A 17,305-nucleotide genomic window follows, 5' to 3' on the forward strand; every position below is an offset into this window, starting at 1 on the left:
CCACATAGGAGTGAACAGCATGGGTATCGCAGACCAGTTCAAGGACAAGGCGCAGGAGCTCGCCGACCAGGCCAAGCAGCAGAAGGCCGGTGGCAAGCAGGGTCAGCAGGCGCGTGAGCGCTCCGCCGACGCCCAGCGCCGCCCGGCGGGCCAGGCCCAGGGCCAGGCTCAGGGCCAGGGCCGTCGCCCCGAGGCGCGCGACCGCTCGCAGGGCGGCCAGGACCGTCCGCGTGAGCGTTCGGAGCGCTGACGGCTGACGCCCTGAGCGTCTGCGGTTGGTTGGGGCGTACCCGGTTACCCGGGTACGCCCCTTCCGCGCGTGACGCCCGGGCGTACGGTCCGTGCGTCACGCCCAGGCGTACGGTCTCAGCGCCTGACGCCCGCGCGATGCGCCTGAAGGCGGTCCGCGCGTGATACCCACGCGATACGCATGGGCAGGCGGTCCGCGCGTGACGTCCAGGCTTACGGCCCCTGCAGGCAGGGTGCGTGAGTGACGCGCCGCCGCCCCCGGGGGCATCGGCCCCGCGGCCGTACCTTCCTCAGCCGCCGGACGTGTGCCGCGGGGGCAGCGGAGGCCGGCGGAGGTCCGGGGCGGTGTCGTAGGTGGGGGGCGTGGAGGCGGGCCGGGCCGCCAGGAGGTCCAGGGCCACCCGCACGGCGTCGTCCAGTACCGCGTGGCGGCCCTCCGCCCAGTCCAGCGGTGTCCGCTGTGCCTCGATGTCGGGTTCGACGCCGTGGTTCTCGACGGTCCAGCCGTAGGCGTCGAACCAGGCGGCGTTCATCGGCACCGTGATCACCGTGCCGTCGCCCAGCTGGTGCCGCCCGGTCATGCCGACCACGCCGCCCCAGGTGCGCTGCCCCACCACCGGTCCCAGCTTCAGCAGCCGGAAGGCGGCCGTGATCATGTCCCCGTCGGACGACGTCGCCTCGTCGGCGAGTGCCACGACGGGTCCCCGCGGGGCGTTGGAGGCGTACGACACCGCCTGGGCGTTGCGGGTCAGGTCCCAGCCGAGGATCGTCCGGGTCAGCTTCTCCACGACCAGCTCGCTGATGTGGCCGCCCGCGTTGCCCCGTACGTCGACGATCAGCGCGGGCCGTGAGACCTCCAGGCGCAGATCGCGGTTGAACTGCGCCCAGCCGGAGCCGCCCATGTCGGGGATGTGCAGGTATCCGCACTTGCCGTGGCTCAACTCCCGTACTACGGAACGCCGCTTGGCCACCCAGTCCTGGTAGCGCAGCGGCCGTTCGTCGACCAGCGGGACGATCGCGATGCGACGGGAGCGGCCGCCGCCCTCGCCGCCCGCCGGGCGGAAGGTCAGCTCGACCGTGGTGCCGCCCGCGGCCGTCAGCAGCGGGTAGGGGCCGGCGACCGGGTCGACCGGCCGGCCGTCCACATGGGTGAGGACGGCGCCCTCGCGGATTCCCGTACCGGCGAGCGGTGAACGGGCCTTGGAGTCGGATGAGTCGCCGGGCAGGATGCGCAGGAGCGTCCAGTCGCCGTCCCGGCAGACGAAGTTGGCGCCCAGCAGCCCGATGGCCCGCTGGTAGTGGGGAGGGCCCTCGTTGCGGCGGGCGGGCGCGACGTACGCGTGGGAGGTGCCCAGTTCACCGAGGACCTCGCGCAGCAGATCCGCGAACTCGTCGGGGGAGGAGACCCGTTCGACGAGCGGACGGTACTGGTCCAGGACGCCGTCCCAGTCGATGCCGCACATGTCCGGTTCCCAGAAGTAGGACCGGATGATGCGCCCCGCCTCCCCGTACGCCTGACGCCACTCCGCCGCCGGATCGACGTCGTGCAGGATGCGGCGCAGGTCGAGGTAGACCGTGGTGTCGCCGTCGCCGGACTCGTTGGACGGCACGGCGCGCAGCTCGCCCTCGTCCATGACGACCAGCCGGGACCCGTCGCCGCTGACCGCGAACCAGTCGAGGTCGTCGACCAGTTCGGTCCTGCGGGCCTTGGTGATGTTGAAGTGCTCCAGGGTGGGGCGTCCGGACTTGTCGGCCGGGTTCGCGAAGGTCTCCCCGAGCGCGCCGGAGATCGGCCAGCGCAGCCAGACGAGGCCGCCGCCGCTCACCGGCTGCAGGCCCGAGTACTTCGACGCGGAGACCGGGAAGGGTGTCACCCGGCTCTCCAGCCCCTCGAACTCCACGATGACGGTCGGGCCCTCCACCGGGCCCTCGGGGACGTCCACCGGGTCGAGCCCGCCGGCGGCCGGCCTGCCGTCCGGGAGCAGCGCGAAGGGGGACGGTGTCGCTGAGGAGAGGGGGACGAGATAGGGGCGGCAGCCCAGCGGGAAGGACAGGTCGCCGGTGTGGACGTCGTACACGGGGTCGAAGCCGCGCCAGGACAGAAAGGCCAGGTAGCGGCCGTCGCCGGTGAAGACGGGGTTCTCGTCCTCGAAGCGGCCGTTGGTCACATCGACGATCACCGGGGCGTCGGGCCCGGTGATCCGCGCCAGCTTGATCTGCCGCAGCGACCGTCCGACCCCGGGGTGCGACCAGGTCAGCCAGTGGCCGTCCGGGGAGAACGCCAGGTCGCGGACGGGGCCGTTGACGGAACGGATGAGCTCGGTGACGCCGTCCTCCGGGGTGGCCGGCAGGTCCAGGACCCCCGGAGCGGCGAGCGTCCTCGGCGGGGCGACCGGTTCGGGCTCCGCGGGGGACTCCTCCGGGGTGCCGGTGGAGCCGTCCCCGGACGCCGGGTCCAGGAAGCCGGCCGTCTCCTCCGCGGCCGTGTCCAGCAGCAGGAGGCGCCCGTCGTTGGACGCGACGGCCAGCCGTTCGCCGTCCGGGTCCGAGATCAGCTCGTGGACCCGGCCCAGGCGCCCGGCGGCCAGCCGCCGGGGCGGGCGGTCGCCGCTGGCCCGGGGGAGGTGGGCGATCTCGACGGCGTCCTCGTCCTCGGCGTCCGTCACGTACGCGACCTGTCCGCTGCTGCCGAGCATCTCCGGCAGGCGGACCCGCACCCCGGGGGTGTCGGCGATGGTGCGGGCGGGGCCGTCGCGATGGGTCAGCCAGTAGAGGCTGCCGCGTACGGAGACGGCGCTCGCCCGTCCCGTCTCGTCCACGGCCAGCGAGGAGACATGGCTGGAGGCCGGCACCTGGTAGGTGCGCCGACCGGTGCGCGGGCCGCCGAGCCGCACCTCCAGCTTCCGGGGTCCCGCGTCCGGGGACTCCAGGTCCTCGACGATCCACAGGTCGCCGCCGCACTGGTAGACGACCCGGGAGCCGTCGCCGGAGGCGTGCCGGGCGTAGAAGGCGTCGTGGTCGGTGTGCCTGCGCAGGTCGCCGCCGTCCGTCCGGCAGGAGTACAGGTTGCCGACGCCCTCGTGGTCGGACAGGAAGGCGATCCGCCCGCCGACGAACATCGGGGCCTCCAGATGGCCGCCGATGTCGGGCAGCAGCCGCTCCCCGTGCAGCCACAGCCGTCCCATGGCCCCGCCCCGGTAGCGCTTCCAGGCGGCCGGTTCGTGAGGCGGCTTCCCGGTGAGCAGCAGGGTGCGCCGCTTGCCGTCGATGTCGGCGACGGCGATGTCGGAGACGGGGCCCCAGGGGAGCCTGCCGCCGGGGCTGCCGTCGGTCGGCACGCTGTAGGCCCACGAGAAGTACGAGAAGGGCTGGTTGTGCGAGGAGACGGCGAGGATCTGCGCGGAGTCCCCCGGGTCGGGCGTCCAGCCGCAGACCCGGGCATCCGTGGAGCCCCAGTGGCTGAGGCGGCGGGCCGGGCCGCCGTCGACGGGGACGACGTGGATCTCGGGATCGAGGGTGCGCCAGGACGTGTAGGCGATGCGGCCGCCGTCGGGCGCGAAGCGCGGGTGGCCGAGTCTGGTCCGGTCGACCGTCAGCCGCCAGGCCCGGCCGGGCCGCTGCCCCGCCGGTGCGAGCGGGGAGACCCACAGGTCGTCCTCCGCCACGAAGCAGAGCAAGTCCTCGTGGAGGTGCGGGAAACGGAGATACGCGGCGTCGTCACTCACCCTCCAATGCTTTCCGTGCGCAGGGCCCCCGGCAACTTGTGGTGCGCGACACAAGCGAAACTGTCTCGTTTCGCTCAGCGAGGGGGTAACGTCGAAGTGTACGAAACGGTTTCGTTCCGTTAGTCGATCTTCGATGAAGACGCTCGGCTGACGTACGATCCGGCGGGCACAAGGAAAGAGGAGGTCGAACCATGGCACGCAGCCGGCTCACGCCCGAGCGCGAGAGCGAACTGTACGAGGCCGTGCTCGACCTGCTGGGCGAGGTCGGGTACGAAGCCCTGACCATGGACGCCGTCGCCGCCCGCACGCGCTCCAGCAAGGCCACCCTCTACCGCCAGTGGGGGAGCAAGGCCGAGCTGGTCGTCAAGGCGCTCCGGAACGACAAGCCGGTGCACCTCGGCGATCTCGACACGGGCACGCTCCGCGGTGACTTCCTTGCCGCGATGGCGCGTACCGACGACTGCCAGATGGAGCGGAACTCCGCGCTGATGCGGGGTCTGAGCCATGCCGTCCACAACAATCCCGACCTCTTCCAGGCGCTGCGGGAACTGCTGATCGAGCCGGAGATGACCGGACTCGGAACGCTGCTCCAGCGAGCCGTGGACAGGGGAGAGGTGCGCGCCGACAACCCGGCGCTCCGCTATGTCCCGCACATGATGATCGGCGCCTTCGCCGCTCGCGAGATGGTCGAGGACCGGCCTGTCGACCAGGCCTTCCTCGCCGACTACGCGGAAGCCGTGGTGTTCCCCGCCCTCGGCGTCTGACGTCCCCTCCCCACCCGTACGAACTGCTCCCCGACGCTCCACCTGACACGCCGCTCTCGTCGTCGGGCTGGTTCCTCACGCCCTCTTCCACTCAACGACCTGACCGGGAGTACCCTTCCGTGGCTACATTCCTGTACAAACTTGGACGGCTCGCCTTCCGGCGACGCCGTTATGTCGCCCTGATCTGGGTGGCGCTGCTGGCCCTGGCCGGCTTCGGCGCCTCCTCCGCGGCCACCGCCACCTCCAGCTCCTTCTCCATCCCCGGCACGGAGGCCCAGAAGGCCTTCGACCTGCTGGAGGAACGATTCCCCGGGGCGAGCGCAGACGGCGCCACCGCCCGGGTCGTCTTCGGGGCGCCCGACGGCGAGAAGGTCACCACGGCGGCCAACAAGGCCGAGATCCAGGACATCGTCAAGGAGCTGCAGTCCGGCTCCGACCAGATCGCCTCGGTCGCCGACCCGTTCGCCGCGAAGGCCGTCAGCCAGGACGGCTCCACCGCCTACATCTCGGTGTCGTACAAGGTCAACTCCATGGAGCTGACCGACGCGACCCGTGAGGCCCTGGAGGACGCCGGTCACGACGCGCAGGACAGCGGCATGAAGGTGGAGATCGGTGGTGACGCCCTCCAGGTCATGCCGGAGACCGGCGCGACCGAGATCATCGGTGTCGCGATCGCCGCGGTCGTCCTGGTCATCACCTTCGGATCGCTGATCGCCGCGGGTCTGCCGCTGCTGACCGCCCTCATCGGGGTCGGTATCGGGGTCTCCACGATCACCGCGCTGGCCAACGTCCTGGACCTCGGTTCCACCACCTCCACGCTCGCGATGATGATCGGCCTCGCCGTCGGCATCGACTACGCGCTGTTCATCGTGTCCCGCTACCGCGCCGAGCTGGCCGAGGGCCGGGAACGCGAGGAAGCCGCCGGGCGGGCGGTCGGCACCGCCGGATCCGCCGTGGTCTTCGCCGGGCTGACCGTCGTCATCGCCCTGGTGGGTCTGGCCGTCGTCAACATCCCGATGCTGTCGAAGATGGGCTTCGCCGCCGCCGGCACGGTCGCGATCGCCGTCCTCATCGCGCTCACCCTCGTCCCGGCGCTGCTGGGCTTCGCGGGCAAGCGGGTCATGGGGCGCAGGGCGCGCAAGGCCGCCGAGGCCGAGAACAGGCCCGAGGCCAAGCCGAACATGGGCACGCGCTGGGCACGCTTCGTGCTGCGCCGCCCGGTGTGGGTGCTGCTGGTGGGTGTCCTCGGACTCGGCGCGATCGCCGTCCCGGCGGCCTCGCTGGAGATGGGTCTCCCGGACGACGGCGCCCAGCCGAAGTCGACGACCCAGCGCCAGGCGTACGACATGCTCTCGGACGGCTTCGGCCCCGGGTTCAACGGCCCGCTGATGGTCGTCGTCGACACCGCGAACAGCTCCGACGGCAAGGCCGCGGTGAGCAGGGTCTCCGACGAGATCGAGGGCACCGGCGGAGTCGCCGCCGTCACCCCGGCCACCTTCAACAAGGCCGGCGACACCGCGACCATCACCGTCATCCCCAAGGACCGGCCGAGCTCGGTCGAGACGGAGAACGTCGTCCACGCCATCCGCGACGCGGGCGCCGGCATCAAGGACGAGACCGGTGCCGAGGTGCTGGTCACCGGCGCCACCGCGATGAACATCGACTTCTCGCAGAAGATGAACGACGCGCTGCTGCCCTACCTGGCGCTCGTCGTCGGCCTGGCGTTCCTGCTGCTGATGGTGGTCTTCCGCTCGGTTCTCGTCCCGCTGAAGGCGGCCCTCGGCTTCCTGCTCTCGGTGGTCGCGGCCCTCGGCGCGGTCGTCGCGGTCTTCCAGTGGGGCTGGCTCGGATCGCTCTTCGGGGTCGAGCAGACCGGTCCGATCATGAGCATGATGCCGATCTTCATGGTGGGCGTGGTCTTCGGTCTCGCGATGGACTACGAGGTCTTCCTGGTCACGCGGATGCGTGAGGCGCACGTCCACGGGGAGACCCCTGGGCAGGCGATCGTGACCGGCTTCAAGCACGGGGCCCGGGTGGTCACGGCCGCCGCGGTGATCATGATGGCCGTCTTCGCCGGCTTCATCGGCTCGTCCGAGCAGATGATCAAGATGATCGGCTTCTCGCTGGCCATCGCCGTCTTCTTCGACGCGTTCGTGGTCCGCATGGCGATCGTGCCCGCGGTCCTGGCCCTGCTGGGCCGGCGCGCCTGGTGGCTGCCCCGCTGGCTGGACCGGATCCTGCCCAACGTGGACGTGGAGGGCGAGGGCCTGCGCAAGGACCTCTCCGACGGCCCCGCCGAGGGCGGCGGGGAGCGGGAACTGGTCCGCGTGTGACACATCAGGACCCCGGGGTCCGCGCCTGAGCGGAGCGCGGCCCCGGAGCGCCGGTTACCTGTGGGGACGGGGGACCGGGGCAGGACGAGCCCCCGTGCGCGACTGCACGGGGGCTCGACCCCTGCCCGGGCGGCGGCGGTGGCCGCGCGCTCAGGCGGTGGTGGTGGCCGCGGGGGCGGAGGCCGGGGGGCGTGCCGGTGCCGCCGCCGCGCGGATCCTGGTGAGGAAGCGGATGAGCGGCGCGTTGTCGAACTGGAGGACCGCGACGCCGTCCGGCGAGTGCAGCTCCAGGACGAGCTGGGCCCGCCCGCAGGGCCAGACCCGGATGTCGTCACGGGTCACGGGGGAGCGCAGCCCGCGTTCCAGCAGGTCGAGGCCGAAGGTCCAGTCGACCCCGCCGGGCAGCCGGACCTGGACCACCCTCGGCTTCTCGGGGTCGTAGCGCAGCCCCACGGGGACCGGTCGCGGGTCGGGGCCGTCGGTGATGAGCCGGGCGCGGGCGTCTTCCTGGATGACTGGGGACATGGCCGGCTCCTCCTGTATCGAACTCTCCCCCTAAATGTCGCACAATTTCCCTTTCGGGCATTTCGAGGGGCGGACAGTTGTCGTGCCTGCGCTCTTGCGAACGCTTCGCAACAGGGCCCTATCATTGAGCGGTTCCCGACCCCGCCAGCAGCAACGCCCGAAAGCGGAGCCACTCCATGCATGTACCCGACGGTTTCATCAACGCACCTGTCTCCGCCGTGGCCGGTGTCGTCGCCGCGGGCGCGGTCGCGGTCAGCCTCCGCGGTGCCCGCAGGGAGCTCGGAGAGCGGACCGCACCGCTGGCCGGCCTCGTCGCCGCGTTCATCTTCGCCGTGCAGATGCTGAACTTCCCCGTCGCCGCAGGCACCAGCGGACACCTTCTGGGCGGGGCGCTGGCAGCGATACTCGTCGGACCGTACACAGGGGTGCTCTGCATAGCCGTCGTGCTGCTGATGCAGGGCGTCCTCTTCGCCGACGGCGGCCTCACCGCGCTCGGGGTGAACATCACCGACATGGGCGTCGTCACCGTGGTCGTGGCCTACGCCCTCTACCGCGGCCTGACCCGGGTGCTGCCCCCCACCCGCCGCTCCGCGACCATCGCCTCCTTCGTCGCCGCGCTGGTCTCCGTACCGGCGGCGGCGGTCGCGTTCACCCTGATCTACGCCGTCGGCGGGACCACCGACGTCCCCCTCGACAACGTCTTCACCGCGATGGTCGGCGTCCACGTCCTGATCGGCATCGGCGAGGCCCTGATCACCGCGCTGACCGTCGGCACCGTGCTCGCCGTACGCCCCGACCTCGTCCACGGCGCACGCGGACTGTCCGCGCCGCTCAAGCTCCGCGTCGACGGCGAACTCGTCGATGCCCCGGCCGCCGCCGCCCCCGAACCCGTCGCCGCCCGCTCCACGCGCGCCGTGTGGGCCGCCGGACTGGCCGCCGCCGTCGTCCTCGCCGGCTTCGTCTCCTTCTACGCCTCCGCCAGCCCCGACGGCCTGGAGAAGGTCGCCGCCGACAAGGGCATCGACGAGAAGGTCCAGGAGCACCACACCGCCGACTCCCCGCTCGCCGACTACGGCGTGAAGGACATCAGCGACGCCCGGATCTCCGGAGGGCTCGCCGGAGTGATCGGCGTCGGCGCCACCGTCGCCGTCGGCACCGGAGTCTTCCTCGCGGTCCGCAAGCGCCGCACCCCTGAAGACCACCGCACCGCGGAAGCCGTCTGACATGGGCGCCGGCCACGCCCACAAGCTCTACCGGCACGGGCACTCACCCGTCCACGCACTGCCCCCGCACTGCAAGCTCGCCGCGGTGCTCTGCTTCGTCGTGGCCGTCGTCTCGACCCCCCGCGAGGCGGTCTGGGCCTTCGGCCTCTACGCCCTCCTGCTCGCCGCGGTCACCGCCACGGCCCGGATCCCCGCCGGGTTCCTGCTGAAGCGGCTCCTCATCGAGGTGCCCTTCGTCGCGTTCGCGCTGCTCATGCCGTTCGTCGTGCCCGGCGAGCAGACGCAGGTCCTCGGCCTGTCCGTCAGCGTCCCCGGCCTCTGGGGCGCCTGGAACGTCCTGGCCAAGGGCACCCTCGGGGTCGCCGCATCGGTGATCCTCGCCTCCACCACCGAACTGCGCGACCTGCTGCTCGGCCTCCAGCGGCTCAGACTGCCCCCGCTGCTCGTACAGATCGCCTCCTTCATGATCCGCTACGGCGACGTCATCACCGACGAGCTGCGCCGGATGTCCGTCGCACGCCGCTCCCGCGGGTTCGAGGCGCGCGGCGTACGCCACTGGGGGGTACTCGCCAAGACCGCGGGGGCCCTGTTCATCCGGTCCTACGAGCGCGGCGAGCGCGTCCACCTCGCCATGGTCAGCCGTGGCTACACCGGCACCATGCCCGTCATCGACGAGGTGACCGCCTCCCGGACCCAGTGGGCGCACGCCGCCGCACTCCCGGCGCTCGCCCTCCTCGTCTGTCTGCTGGGATGGACGCTATGAGCCACCCCACCGCACCCGTACCGTCCCTCGAGGTCAGCGGCCTCGCCTACGCCTATCCGGACGGCCACCAGGCCCTCTTCGGCGTCGACCTGACCGTGGACCGCGGAGAGCGCGTCGCGCTGCTCGGCCCCAACGGGGCGGGCAAGACGACCCTGGTCCTCCACCTCAACGGGATCCTCGAAGCGGGCGCCGGCACGGTCCGGGTCGCCGGCCTGCCCGTCGGCAAGCGGAACCTCGCCGAGATCCGGCGCCGCGTCGGCATCGTCTTCCAGGACCCCGACGACCAGCTCTTCATGCCCACCGTCCGCGAGGACGTCGCCTTCGGCCCCGCGGCCGCCGGACTGCGCGGCCCCGAACTCGAGGAGAGGGTGGCCACCGCGCTGAGGCGGGTCGGCATGGAGGAGTTCGCCGCACGGCCCCCGCACCACCTCTCCTTCGGGCAGCGCCGCCGGGTCGCCGTCGCCACCGTCCTCGCGATGGAGCCGGAGATCCTCGTCCTGGACGAGCCCTCCTCCAACCTGGACCCCGCCTCCCGCCGCGAACTCGCCGACATCCTGAGGTCGCTGGACGTCACCGTCCTGATGGTCACCCACGACCTCCCCTACGCCCTCGAACTCTGCCCCCGGGCCGTCATCCTCAGCGACGGGGTGATCGCCGCCGACGACCGCACCCAGGACCTCCTGTGCGACCGGGAACTCATGCGCCTGCACCGGCTGGAGCTGCCCTTCGGCTTCGACCCGCGTTCCGTGTCCGTACCGCGTCCGTGAACAGGAGGTGACCCGCCCCCCGTTCCACCTGGGGCGGGATGCACCATGGAGGGATGAGCGGGAGCGCGGGAGCAGGCGTGGACGTACGGGGCACGGTGACACCGGGATTCGAAGCGGTACGGGACGCCTTCGTCCGCAACTTCGAGCAACGCGGGGAACGGGGAGCGGCGGTCGCCCTCTACCACCACGGCCGCAAGGTCGTGGACCTGTGGGCGGGCACGCGGGACGTCGACGGCAGCGAACCCTGGGCCGTGGACACCGTCCAGATCGTGCGCTCGGCCGGAAAGGGCATCGCCGCCGCCGTACCCCTGCTGCTCCACCAGCGCGGGCAGGTCGACCTGGACGCCCCCGTCGGCACCTACTGGCCCGAGTTCAAGGCGAACGGCAAGGAACGCGTCCTCGTACGCCACCTCCTCGCCCACCGCGCCGGTCTCGCCGCCCTCGACCGGCCGCTGACGCCCCGGCAGGCGATGGACCAGGTCTCCGGCCCGGAGGCGGTGGCCGCCCAGTGCCCCCAGTGGGAACCGGGCACCGACCACGGCTACCACGCCCAGACCTACAGCTGGCTCGTCGGCGAACTGGTGCGCAGGGCCACCGGCCGCACCATCGGCCGCTGGGTCGCCGAGGAGATCGCCCGCCCGCTGGGGCTGGACTTCTGGTTCGGGCTCCCCGAGGACGAGGCCCACCGGATCGGCAGGATCGGACCGGTCGAACCGCCGCCCGTGGAAGGCGGCGGCGCACTGCGCACCCGGCCCAAGCGGTCGGTGGTGGAGGCGTACGCAGACCCGTCGTCGCTGACCCGCCGCGCCTTCGGGGCGATCGACCCCCTCCCCGAGGAGAACGACCCCGCCTACCGGTCCGCGGAACTCCCCGCCTCCAACGGCGTCGCCACCGCCCGCGGCCTCGCCCGCTGCTACGCGGCGATGATCGGCGAGGTGGACGGGCAGCGGCTCTTCGCCCCGGCGACCCTGACCCTCGCCCGTACCGAGGAGTCCGCCGGACCCGACAGGGTGCTCGTCGTCGGCACCCGCTTCGGCCTCGGCTACATGCTGCACGGACCTGCGGCCCCGCTGCTCGGCCCCGGGTCGTTCGGACACCCGGGCCGCGGCGGATCGCTGGGCTTCGCCGACCCCGAATCCGGCATCGCACTCGGCTATGTGACGAACGGTCTGCAGAAGGGAGTCACCGCCGACCCCCGTGCCCAGGCCCTGATCAGGGCAGTACGGTCGGCGCTATGACACCACCACGCTTCCACGGGTACGCGGCGCTCGTCACCGGCGCCGGACAGGGCATCGGCGCGGCGACCGCCCACAGACTGGCCGCCGAGGGCGCCTCGGTCCTCGTCACCGACCTGGACGGCGCCCGCGCGGAGCGCACGGCGGCCGCGATACGCGAGGCGGGCGGCACCGCCGAGCCACTGGCCTGCGACGTCGGCGACCGGGCCGCGGTCGACACCGCCGTCGCCCACGCCGTCACCGCCTTCGGCCGCCTCGACGTCCTCGTCAACAACGCCTACGCCCACCACGACGACGCACCGCTCTTCGAGGACGAGGACGACGACTCCTGGGCCCACACCCTCGACATCACCCTCACCGGCCCCTACCGCTGCTCCCGCGCCGCACTCCCGCACCTGGTCGCCTCCGGCCGCGGGGCGATCGTCAGCATCGGCTCGGTCAACGGCGAACAGGACTTCGGCGGCCACGCCTACAGCGCCGCGAAGTCCGGCCTCGCGAGCCTCACCCGTACCCTCGCCGGCCACGCGGGGCCGCGCGGGGTCCGCGTCAACCTGGTCGCGCCGGGCACCGTCCGCACAGGGGCCTGGGCGGGACGTGACGACGCCCTGAAGCGGGCCGCCGGGCTCTATCCCCTCGGGCGGATCGGCGAGCCCGAGGACATCGCCTCCGCCGTCGCCTTCCTCGCCTCCGCCGACGCCGCCTGGATCACCGGCACCACACTCCGCGTGGACGGCGGCCTCCTCGGCGTCAACACGGGCTTCCGCAGGGCGATGGCGGGCGAATCCGGGAGCGCGGGGTAGCCCGGCCCGAAAGGGCCCGCACCCCGCGGCCTCCTCAACCGGTGTGCAGCATCAGCCCGATGCCCACCACCATCAGCCCGGCCGCGGCGATCCTCGGGGTGCCGAAGCGCTCCTTGAAGAACAGCGCTCCGATCGCGGCGCCCACGATGATCGAGGACTCCCGCAGAGCGGCGATCGGTGCCAGCTCGGCCTTCGTCTGAGCCCACAGGACGAGCCCGTAGGCGGTCACCGACATCGCGGCGCCCAGGAGGCCCCGGGCGGCGAACGGGGTCAGCTGGGTGACCAGTTCACCCTGGCGCCGCCAGAACGCGTACGCGGGGATGGAGATCCCCTCCAGGACCATCAGCCAGGCGATGTAGCCGAGCGGTGTACCGGAGGCGCGTACCCCGGCGCCGTCGACCGTGGTGTACCCGGCGATGGCCAGACCCGTCGCCAGGGCGGCCAGGATCGCCGGCCAGTGGGGGCGCTTGCCGGAACCGCGGATGCCCCACAGCGCGAGGCCGACGAGCCCCGCCGACGCCACCGCGACCCCCGCCGTCGCCCAGGCGTCGGGGCGCTCCCCGAGGAAGACGGCGGCCAGCAGTGTCACGACGAGCGGGGCCGTACCCCGGGCGATCGGATACATCTGGCCGAAGTCGCCCAGGGTGAACGACCGCATCAGCAGCAGCATGTAGGCGACGTGCAGGGCGGCGGAGACGAGCAGGTACGGCCAGGCCCCGGCCGCCGGGAGGGGCGCGAACGCGGCCAGCAGGAGGCCGATCAGCGCGCCGCCGCCGGAGATCAGGGTGAAGGAGAGGAGCTGGTCGCGTATCGCGTGGGCGATCGCGTTCCAGCCGGCGTGCGTGACCGCGGCGGCCAGCACGGCCGCCGCCACCAGCGGGGTCACGCGGTCCGCTCGCGTACGTCCACCAGGGTGCCGCCGGCGAGTTCGACCAGGGTCCCGGGGGCGGTCCGGAAGACGGCGTGGGGGTGCCCGGCGGCGGCCCAGACCTCTTCGTGGGCGAGCAGGCCCCGGTCGGCCAGCACCCGGGTCCTCGTACGGTGGCCGAAGGGCGGCACCCCGCCGATCGCGTACCCCGTGGTCTCCCGCACGAGGTCCGCCCGCGCTCGCGTGACCTTCTCCGCGCCCAGCTCATCGCGTACGCGCTCCACGTCGACACGCGACGAGCCGTCCATGAGGACCAGCACGGGCGCCCCGTCCGCCTCGAAGATCAGGGACTTGACGATCTGGCTCAGCTCGCAGCCGATCGCGGCTGCGGCTTCGACGGCGGTACGCGTCGCGTCGGGGAAGCGGCGGACCTCGACCTGGAGGCCCAGCTCCCGCAGGGCCTCGGCGAACCGGGGATGGGCGTCGGACGAGGTCGTGGCCGGTGTGGTGTCGGAAGTGCTCATACCCCGCACGCTACTGAACCGCCCCCGTCGCGGACCACAGCATTCCGGTGACCTGTGCCGGTCCGCACCCCGACTCCGGGAGGACGGTACGGGGCGTGACGGTGACATGCGGGTGCCCGCGGGGGGAGGGGCGGCGGCCCTGCCCGCCGATGCAAGGCAGCGGGCCGGGCCGGAGGCATGATCCGCCTCCGGCCCGGCCCGTGGGTCCCGTCCCGCGCTCACGCCTCGGCGTCCGCACGCGCCTACTGACCCGCGCGCAGCACCGCGGCCACCACCGGACCCGCCGCGTCGCCGCCGTGGCCGCCGGACTGGACGACCGCCGCCGCCGCGAGGTCGTTGTTGAAGCCGGTGAACCAGCTGTTGGACGTGGCCTGCCCGTCGACCTCGGCCGAGCCGGTCTTGGCGCCCTTGTCGCCGTGTACCGAGGCCATCGCCGCGGCGCCGGTGCCCCAGGAGGCGGTGGCCCGCATCATGTTGTTCAGCTGCTGGGTGACACCCGGCGACAGCGAGCGGGACGCGGTGGCCAGCTGACGGCCGTCCAGGTCCTGCGGGACGATCACCGGCTGGTGGAACGTGCCGTTGTGCGCGGTCGCGGTGATGGACGCGATGTTCAGCGCGTTCATCTGGACGGTGCCCTGCCCGATGTACTGGGCCGCGGCCTCACCGCCGGTCTCGTCGGGCACGCTGCCGTCGACGGAGATGATGCCGGTCTTCCAGTTCAGGCCGATCCCGAAGACGTCACGGGCGATCTTCGGCAGTGCCGAGTCGTCGTGGGTGTCGTCGATCAGCTTGATGAAGGCGGTGTTGCACGAGCGCGCGAAGCTGGTGGTGAAGTTGTTGGAGGGAGGGAGCTCGAAGTACTTGAGGTTATGGAACGTACGTCCCTGGTACATCGCCTCCTTGGGGCACTCCACCGGGCCGTTCGCCGTGACCAGGCCCTTCTCCAGGAGCATCGCCGCGGTCATGATCTTCAGCGTGGAACCGGGTGCCTGCGCGCCCTGCATCGCCGTGTTGTATCCGGTCGCCGGGTTGTTGGCGACGGCGCGGATCGATCCGGTCGACGGCCTGATGGCGACGACGGACGCCGAGCTGAACTGCTTGACCGCCTTCTCCGCGGCCGCCTGGGCCTCCGCGTCGAGCGTGGTCTGCAGCTTGCCGGGCTTGCCCTCGGCGAGCGTGAGCAGCGTCGTGTTCGGCAACTGCTCGTCCGCGGGCTCGATCCAGGTCTCGATGCCCGGTGAACCGCCGGTGGTGTCCCCGTACTTCTCACGCAGGGTGTCCAGGATCGGCCCGAGCGACGGGTAGGTCTCCTTGTCCAGCACCTTGCCGTCGTGGTCGACGGCCTCGATCGCCGCCGTCGACGACTCGCCGGTCTTCAGCGTGGCGCCCTCGGTCAGCTGCGGGTGGATGACCGTGGGCTGCCAGTCGACCAGCGCCTTCCCGGTCGTCAGCCCGCGCACCACGGTCAGTTCGGAGGAGTACGACCAGGGCTTGGTCTTCCCCTCGAAGGACACCGTCGCCTTCACCGTGTACGGCACCTTGGCGCCGACGGCGGGGCCGGGGGTGATCACGGCCTCGGTGACATGGGCGTCCTCGGCGTACCCGGCCAGCAGCGGCTCGGCGGCGGACTCGTTGTTCGTGAGCAGCGCGGCGGCCGGCGCGTCGCCGGACGCCCACGCCTTGAGGAACCCCTCGGCGGTCTCCTTGATCTCCTTCTTGTCCGGCGGCCCGGTCCTCACCTCGGAGGACTCGGAGGCCGTCTCGATCCCCGAGCCCCCGTCACCCCCGAGCAGCATGTCGTACGCGCCGTAGCCGAGTCCCCCGGCCACCAGCACGAACACCCCGCCGACTATGGCTACCTTCGCTCCACCGCGCATCCCGCAGTCCCCCTCCCCGTGCCTCTTGAACGTGTTCAAATCCAAGAGTTCCCTTGGGACTCTACGTGATGTGCGTGCCCTGTGAAGCAGTCGTTACAGGACTGCGATGCGGGGAGGAGAGCGCTTTCACGTTCCGTGGCGGACGGACCTGGTCCGTGACCTCGGGTGATGGGGAAGACTGAGCCCATGAGGGACATCGTCTTCACGCGCGGGATTGGCTGGATACCGAATGTCGTCAGTCAGGACGGTGAGCTGAGGCTGATGCTCGGTGCCGGGGCCGACGCCAACCACGACCCCCGCGAGTTCACCTTCGCGATCGGGGACGCCCACCTCGAGGTCATCCGGCAGGACCTGGCGCGGCACCTGCTGTTGTGGAGTGCGGTCCTCCCGCTGTGTGACGCGGCCGGAACCCGGGGCCCGCTCGACGAGGACGCCGCCGCCGCGCTCCTGGACCCGATCCTGCTCGCCCCGCCCGTGGAAGTCGACGCGCTCTTCCGGCACATCCCGTGGGAAAGGAGCCGGCTCATCGCCCACGGGGCGGAGATCGGCCTGCTCGAACGCGGCCAGGTCTGTGCCGCGATGCGTACGGCGACGGAGACCGCCGACACGAAACGGGCTCAGGAGTACCACGCGACCCGCCGCCGTGCCGAGCGGGGCGTCGTACTCGGCCCGCTCGACACCGCGATCCTGAAGTACACCGGCCAGTACCTGCACGGTGCGACGATTCCGAGGCGGAGTCCCGACGCCGTCGACCCCGCGCTGCTGCCCGAGGTGTTGCGCGTGATCGCCACCGCGGAGCAGGCGTCCGCCGGGATGCGGATCGGCCGCGATCCGCGCCGCGGCAAGCGGGCCACGGACAAGGGCCACTGGGACCGGATGGCGGCGGCGGTCGACGCGGCCGTGCGCCGCGCGCACCCCGCTCTCGTCGACGACGCGGTGCGGACCGTGAGCTTCCTGATGTGCTCCGAGGCCGCCGCCCGGGCCAGGAACCGTTCCTTCGAGGACGACGAGGCCGACGCGGCCGACGCGGACACCACCGGCGACGCCCCCCGGAGCGCGGCGAAGAAGGCCCTGACGTTCACCGACGACAAGGGCGCCGAGAAGAAGTGGCGCGCCGGAGGGCCCCACACCGCCGCGGCGGAGTTCTGGGAGTTCGTCGGCGACCGTTCCGCCGGGGACAACGAGGTGTTCACCATCGAGGACGAGGAGATGGGCGAGGGCGTCCAGCTCCACTTCTACGCCGACTCCATCGCCCGGATCACGACGGAGCGCGAGGGCCGGGACGGGGCGGATCCGGAATACCGGGTCGAGTACGGCCTGGTCGACGGGCTCGACGGGTACCGCGAGCTGGTGCGCGCGTTCGCCCGTGGCGGCTGCGCCGCCCTCGACGGGCACGGCCCCTGGATGCCGGACGCCGCCGAGTTCGAGCGGGCGCGCCGCGCACGCGCCGCCGCCCGGCCCCGCCGCTGAGGGCTGTCCCGCAATTCCCGGCGGGCGCCCTGCGACGGCCCCCGCCGGGCCGTGCGCGGGCCGTCGCAGGGCGCCCGGCATCGGCGAGCGCGGGGCGCCGATGACCAGGAGGGCTCGGCGGACTGCCGGGCCCTCCTGGTTCGTTCTCCCTGCTACACCCAGGTGTCCAGCCACATCCGGTC

General features: G+C 72.2%; 14 protein-coding genes. 9 read left to right on the top strand and 5 right to left on the bottom strand.

Going from position 1 to position 17,305, the window contains the following annotated elements:
* Positions 1-19: 19 nt before the first annotated feature.
* The gene (locus ACFXOA_RS24125; protein ID WP_385032227.1) at positions 20-250 is read left to right on the top strand and encodes a hypothetical protein; all 231 of its coding nucleotides are present in this window, start codon (positions 20-22) and stop codon (positions 248-250) included.
* Positions 251-539: 289 nt separating this feature from the next.
* Here the strand turns inward: ACFXOA_RS24125 and ACFXOA_RS24130 are convergent, their stop codons facing one another.
* Positions 540-3,974 carry a S41 family peptidase gene (locus ACFXOA_RS24130; RefSeq protein ID WP_385032230.1) on the bottom strand — a complete coding sequence of 1,145 codons (3,435 nt, stop codon included), beginning with the start codon at positions 3,972-3,974 and terminating at the stop codon, positions 540-542.
* Positions 3,975-4,165: 191 nt separating this feature from the next.
* On the opposite strand from ACFXOA_RS24130, the gene ACFXOA_RS24135 reads away from it, so the two are divergent.
* Both ACFXOA_RS24135 and ACFXOA_RS24140 read left to right on the top strand, forming a co-directional pair.
* Positions 4,166-4,738, top strand: coding sequence for a TetR/AcrR family transcriptional regulator (locus ACFXOA_RS24135; RefSeq protein WP_385032233.1), 573 nt, complete (start codon positions 4,166-4,168; stop codon positions 4,736-4,738).
* Between the two features lie 119 nt (positions 4,739-4,857).
* Positions 4,858-7,071, top strand: a complete 2,214-nt coding sequence (locus tag ACFXOA_RS24140) for an MMPL family transporter (protein ID WP_385032236.1) — start codon at positions 4,858-4,860, stop codon at positions 7,069-7,071.
* Positions 7,072-7,221: 150 nt separating this feature from the next.
* Here the strand turns inward: ACFXOA_RS24140 and ACFXOA_RS24145 are convergent, their stop codons facing one another.
* The gene (locus ACFXOA_RS24145; RefSeq protein ID WP_385032239.1) at positions 7,222-7,596 is read right to left on the bottom strand and encodes an SsgA family sporulation/cell division regulator; all 375 of its coding nucleotides are present in this window, start codon (positions 7,594-7,596) and stop codon (positions 7,222-7,224) included.
* A 176-nt stretch (positions 7,597-7,772) separates the two neighbouring features.
* Here ACFXOA_RS24145 and ACFXOA_RS24150 point away from each other — a divergent pair, with 176 nt between their 5' ends.
* From ACFXOA_RS24150 to ACFXOA_RS24170, 5 genes are all read left to right on the top strand, one after another.
* Positions 7,773-8,819, top strand: coding sequence for an energy-coupling factor ABC transporter permease (locus ACFXOA_RS24150; protein ID WP_385032241.1), 1,047 nt, complete (start codon positions 7,773-7,775; stop codon positions 8,817-8,819).
* A gap of 1 nt (position 8,820) precedes the next feature.
* On the top strand, positions 8,821-9,582 hold the full coding sequence (gene cbiQ / locus ACFXOA_RS24155) for a cobalt ECF transporter T component CbiQ (RefSeq protein ID WP_385032244.1): 762 nt from the start codon (positions 8,821-8,823) through the stop codon (positions 9,580-9,582).
* Positions 9,579-10,349 (top strand): energy-coupling factor ABC transporter ATP-binding protein, encoded by a 771-nt coding sequence (locus ACFXOA_RS24160; protein WP_385032247.1) that lies wholly within the window; start codon positions 9,579-9,581, stop codon positions 10,347-10,349. The genes cbiQ and ACFXOA_RS24160 overlap by 4 nt, the downstream gene beginning before the upstream one ends.
* Positions 10,350-10,426: 77 nt before the next feature.
* Positions 10,427-11,587, top strand: a complete 1,161-nt coding sequence (locus ACFXOA_RS24165) for a serine hydrolase domain-containing protein (protein WP_385032270.1) — start codon at positions 10,427-10,429, stop codon at positions 11,585-11,587.
* Positions 11,584-12,384 carry an SDR family NAD(P)-dependent oxidoreductase gene (locus tag ACFXOA_RS24170; RefSeq protein WP_385032250.1) on the top strand — a complete coding sequence of 267 codons (801 nt, stop codon included), beginning with the start codon at positions 11,584-11,586 and terminating at the stop codon, positions 12,382-12,384. The genes ACFXOA_RS24165 and ACFXOA_RS24170 overlap by 4 nt, the downstream gene beginning before the upstream one ends.
* A 34-nt stretch (positions 12,385-12,418) precedes the next feature.
* On the opposite strand, the gene ACFXOA_RS24175 is transcribed toward ACFXOA_RS24170, so the two are convergent.
* The 3 genes from ACFXOA_RS24175 to ACFXOA_RS24185 form a co-directional block, all read right to left on the bottom strand.
* Positions 12,419-13,270, bottom strand: a complete 852-nt coding sequence (locus ACFXOA_RS24175) for an EamA family transporter (RefSeq protein WP_385032253.1) — start codon at positions 13,268-13,270, stop codon at positions 12,419-12,421.
* Positions 13,267-13,776, bottom strand: a complete 510-nt coding sequence (locus ACFXOA_RS24180; protein WP_385032256.1) for a YbaK/EbsC family protein — start codon at positions 13,774-13,776, stop codon at positions 13,267-13,269. The genes ACFXOA_RS24175 and ACFXOA_RS24180 overlap by 4 nt, the downstream gene beginning before the upstream one ends.
* Positions 13,777-14,018: 242 nt before the next feature.
* A complete protein-coding gene (locus ACFXOA_RS24185; RefSeq protein WP_385032273.1) occupies positions 14,019-15,653 on the bottom strand; it encodes a penicillin-binding transpeptidase domain-containing protein in 1,635 nt (544 codons plus the stop codon).
* A gap of 186 nt (positions 15,654-15,839) precedes the next feature.
* Between ACFXOA_RS24185 and ACFXOA_RS24190 the strand changes: the two genes are divergently transcribed.
* Complete coding sequence (locus tag ACFXOA_RS24190; protein WP_385032259.1) at positions 15,840-17,123, top strand: DUF6357 family protein; 1,284 nt, start codon at positions 15,840-15,842, stop codon at positions 17,121-17,123.
* Positions 17,124-17,305 lie beyond the last annotated feature (182 nt).

Origin of the sequence: Streptomyces sp. NPDC059166 (genome assembly GCF_042755185.1) — a bacterium.
In the GTDB taxonomy this organism is placed as follows: Bacteria; Actinomycetota; Actinomycetes; order Streptomycetales; family Streptomycetaceae; genus Streptomyces.

Excerpts from the sequence above, each read along its gene's own strand:
- ACFXOA_RS24125 (WP_385032227.1), top strand. The coding sequence starts at position 20 with ATGGGTATCGCAGACCAGTTCAAGGACAAGGCGCAGGAGCTCGCCGAC.
- ACFXOA_RS24135 (WP_385032233.1), top strand. The coding sequence starts at position 4,166 with ATGGCACGCAGCCGGCTCACGCCCGAGCGCGAGAGCGAACTGTACGAG.
- ACFXOA_RS24145 (WP_385032239.1), bottom strand. The coding sequence starts at position 7,596 with ATGTCCCCAGTCATCCAGGAAGACGCCCGCGCCCGGCTCATCACCGAC.
- ACFXOA_RS24150 (WP_385032241.1), top strand. The coding sequence starts at position 7,773 with ATGCATGTACCCGACGGTTTCATCAACGCACCTGTCTCCGCCGTGGCC.
- cbiQ (WP_385032244.1), top strand. The coding sequence starts at position 8,821 with ATGGGCGCCGGCCACGCCCACAAGCTCTACCGGCACGGGCACTCACCC.
- ACFXOA_RS24160 (WP_385032247.1), top strand. The coding sequence starts at position 9,579 with ATGAGCCACCCCACCGCACCCGTACCGTCCCTCGAGGTCAGCGGCCTC.
- ACFXOA_RS24170 (WP_385032250.1), top strand. The coding sequence starts at position 11,584 with ATGACACCACCACGCTTCCACGGGTACGCGGCGCTCGTCACCGGCGCC.
- ACFXOA_RS24180 (WP_385032256.1), bottom strand. The coding sequence starts at position 13,776 with ATGAGCACTTCCGACACCACACCGGCCACGACCTCGTCCGACGCCCAT.
- ACFXOA_RS24185 (WP_385032273.1), bottom strand. The coding sequence starts at position 15,653 with ATGCGCGGTGGAGCGAAGGTAGCCATAGTCGGCGGGGTGTTCGTGCTG.
- ACFXOA_RS24190 (WP_385032259.1), top strand. The coding sequence starts at position 15,840 with ATGAGGGACATCGTCTTCACGCGCGGGATTGGCTGGATACCGAATGTC.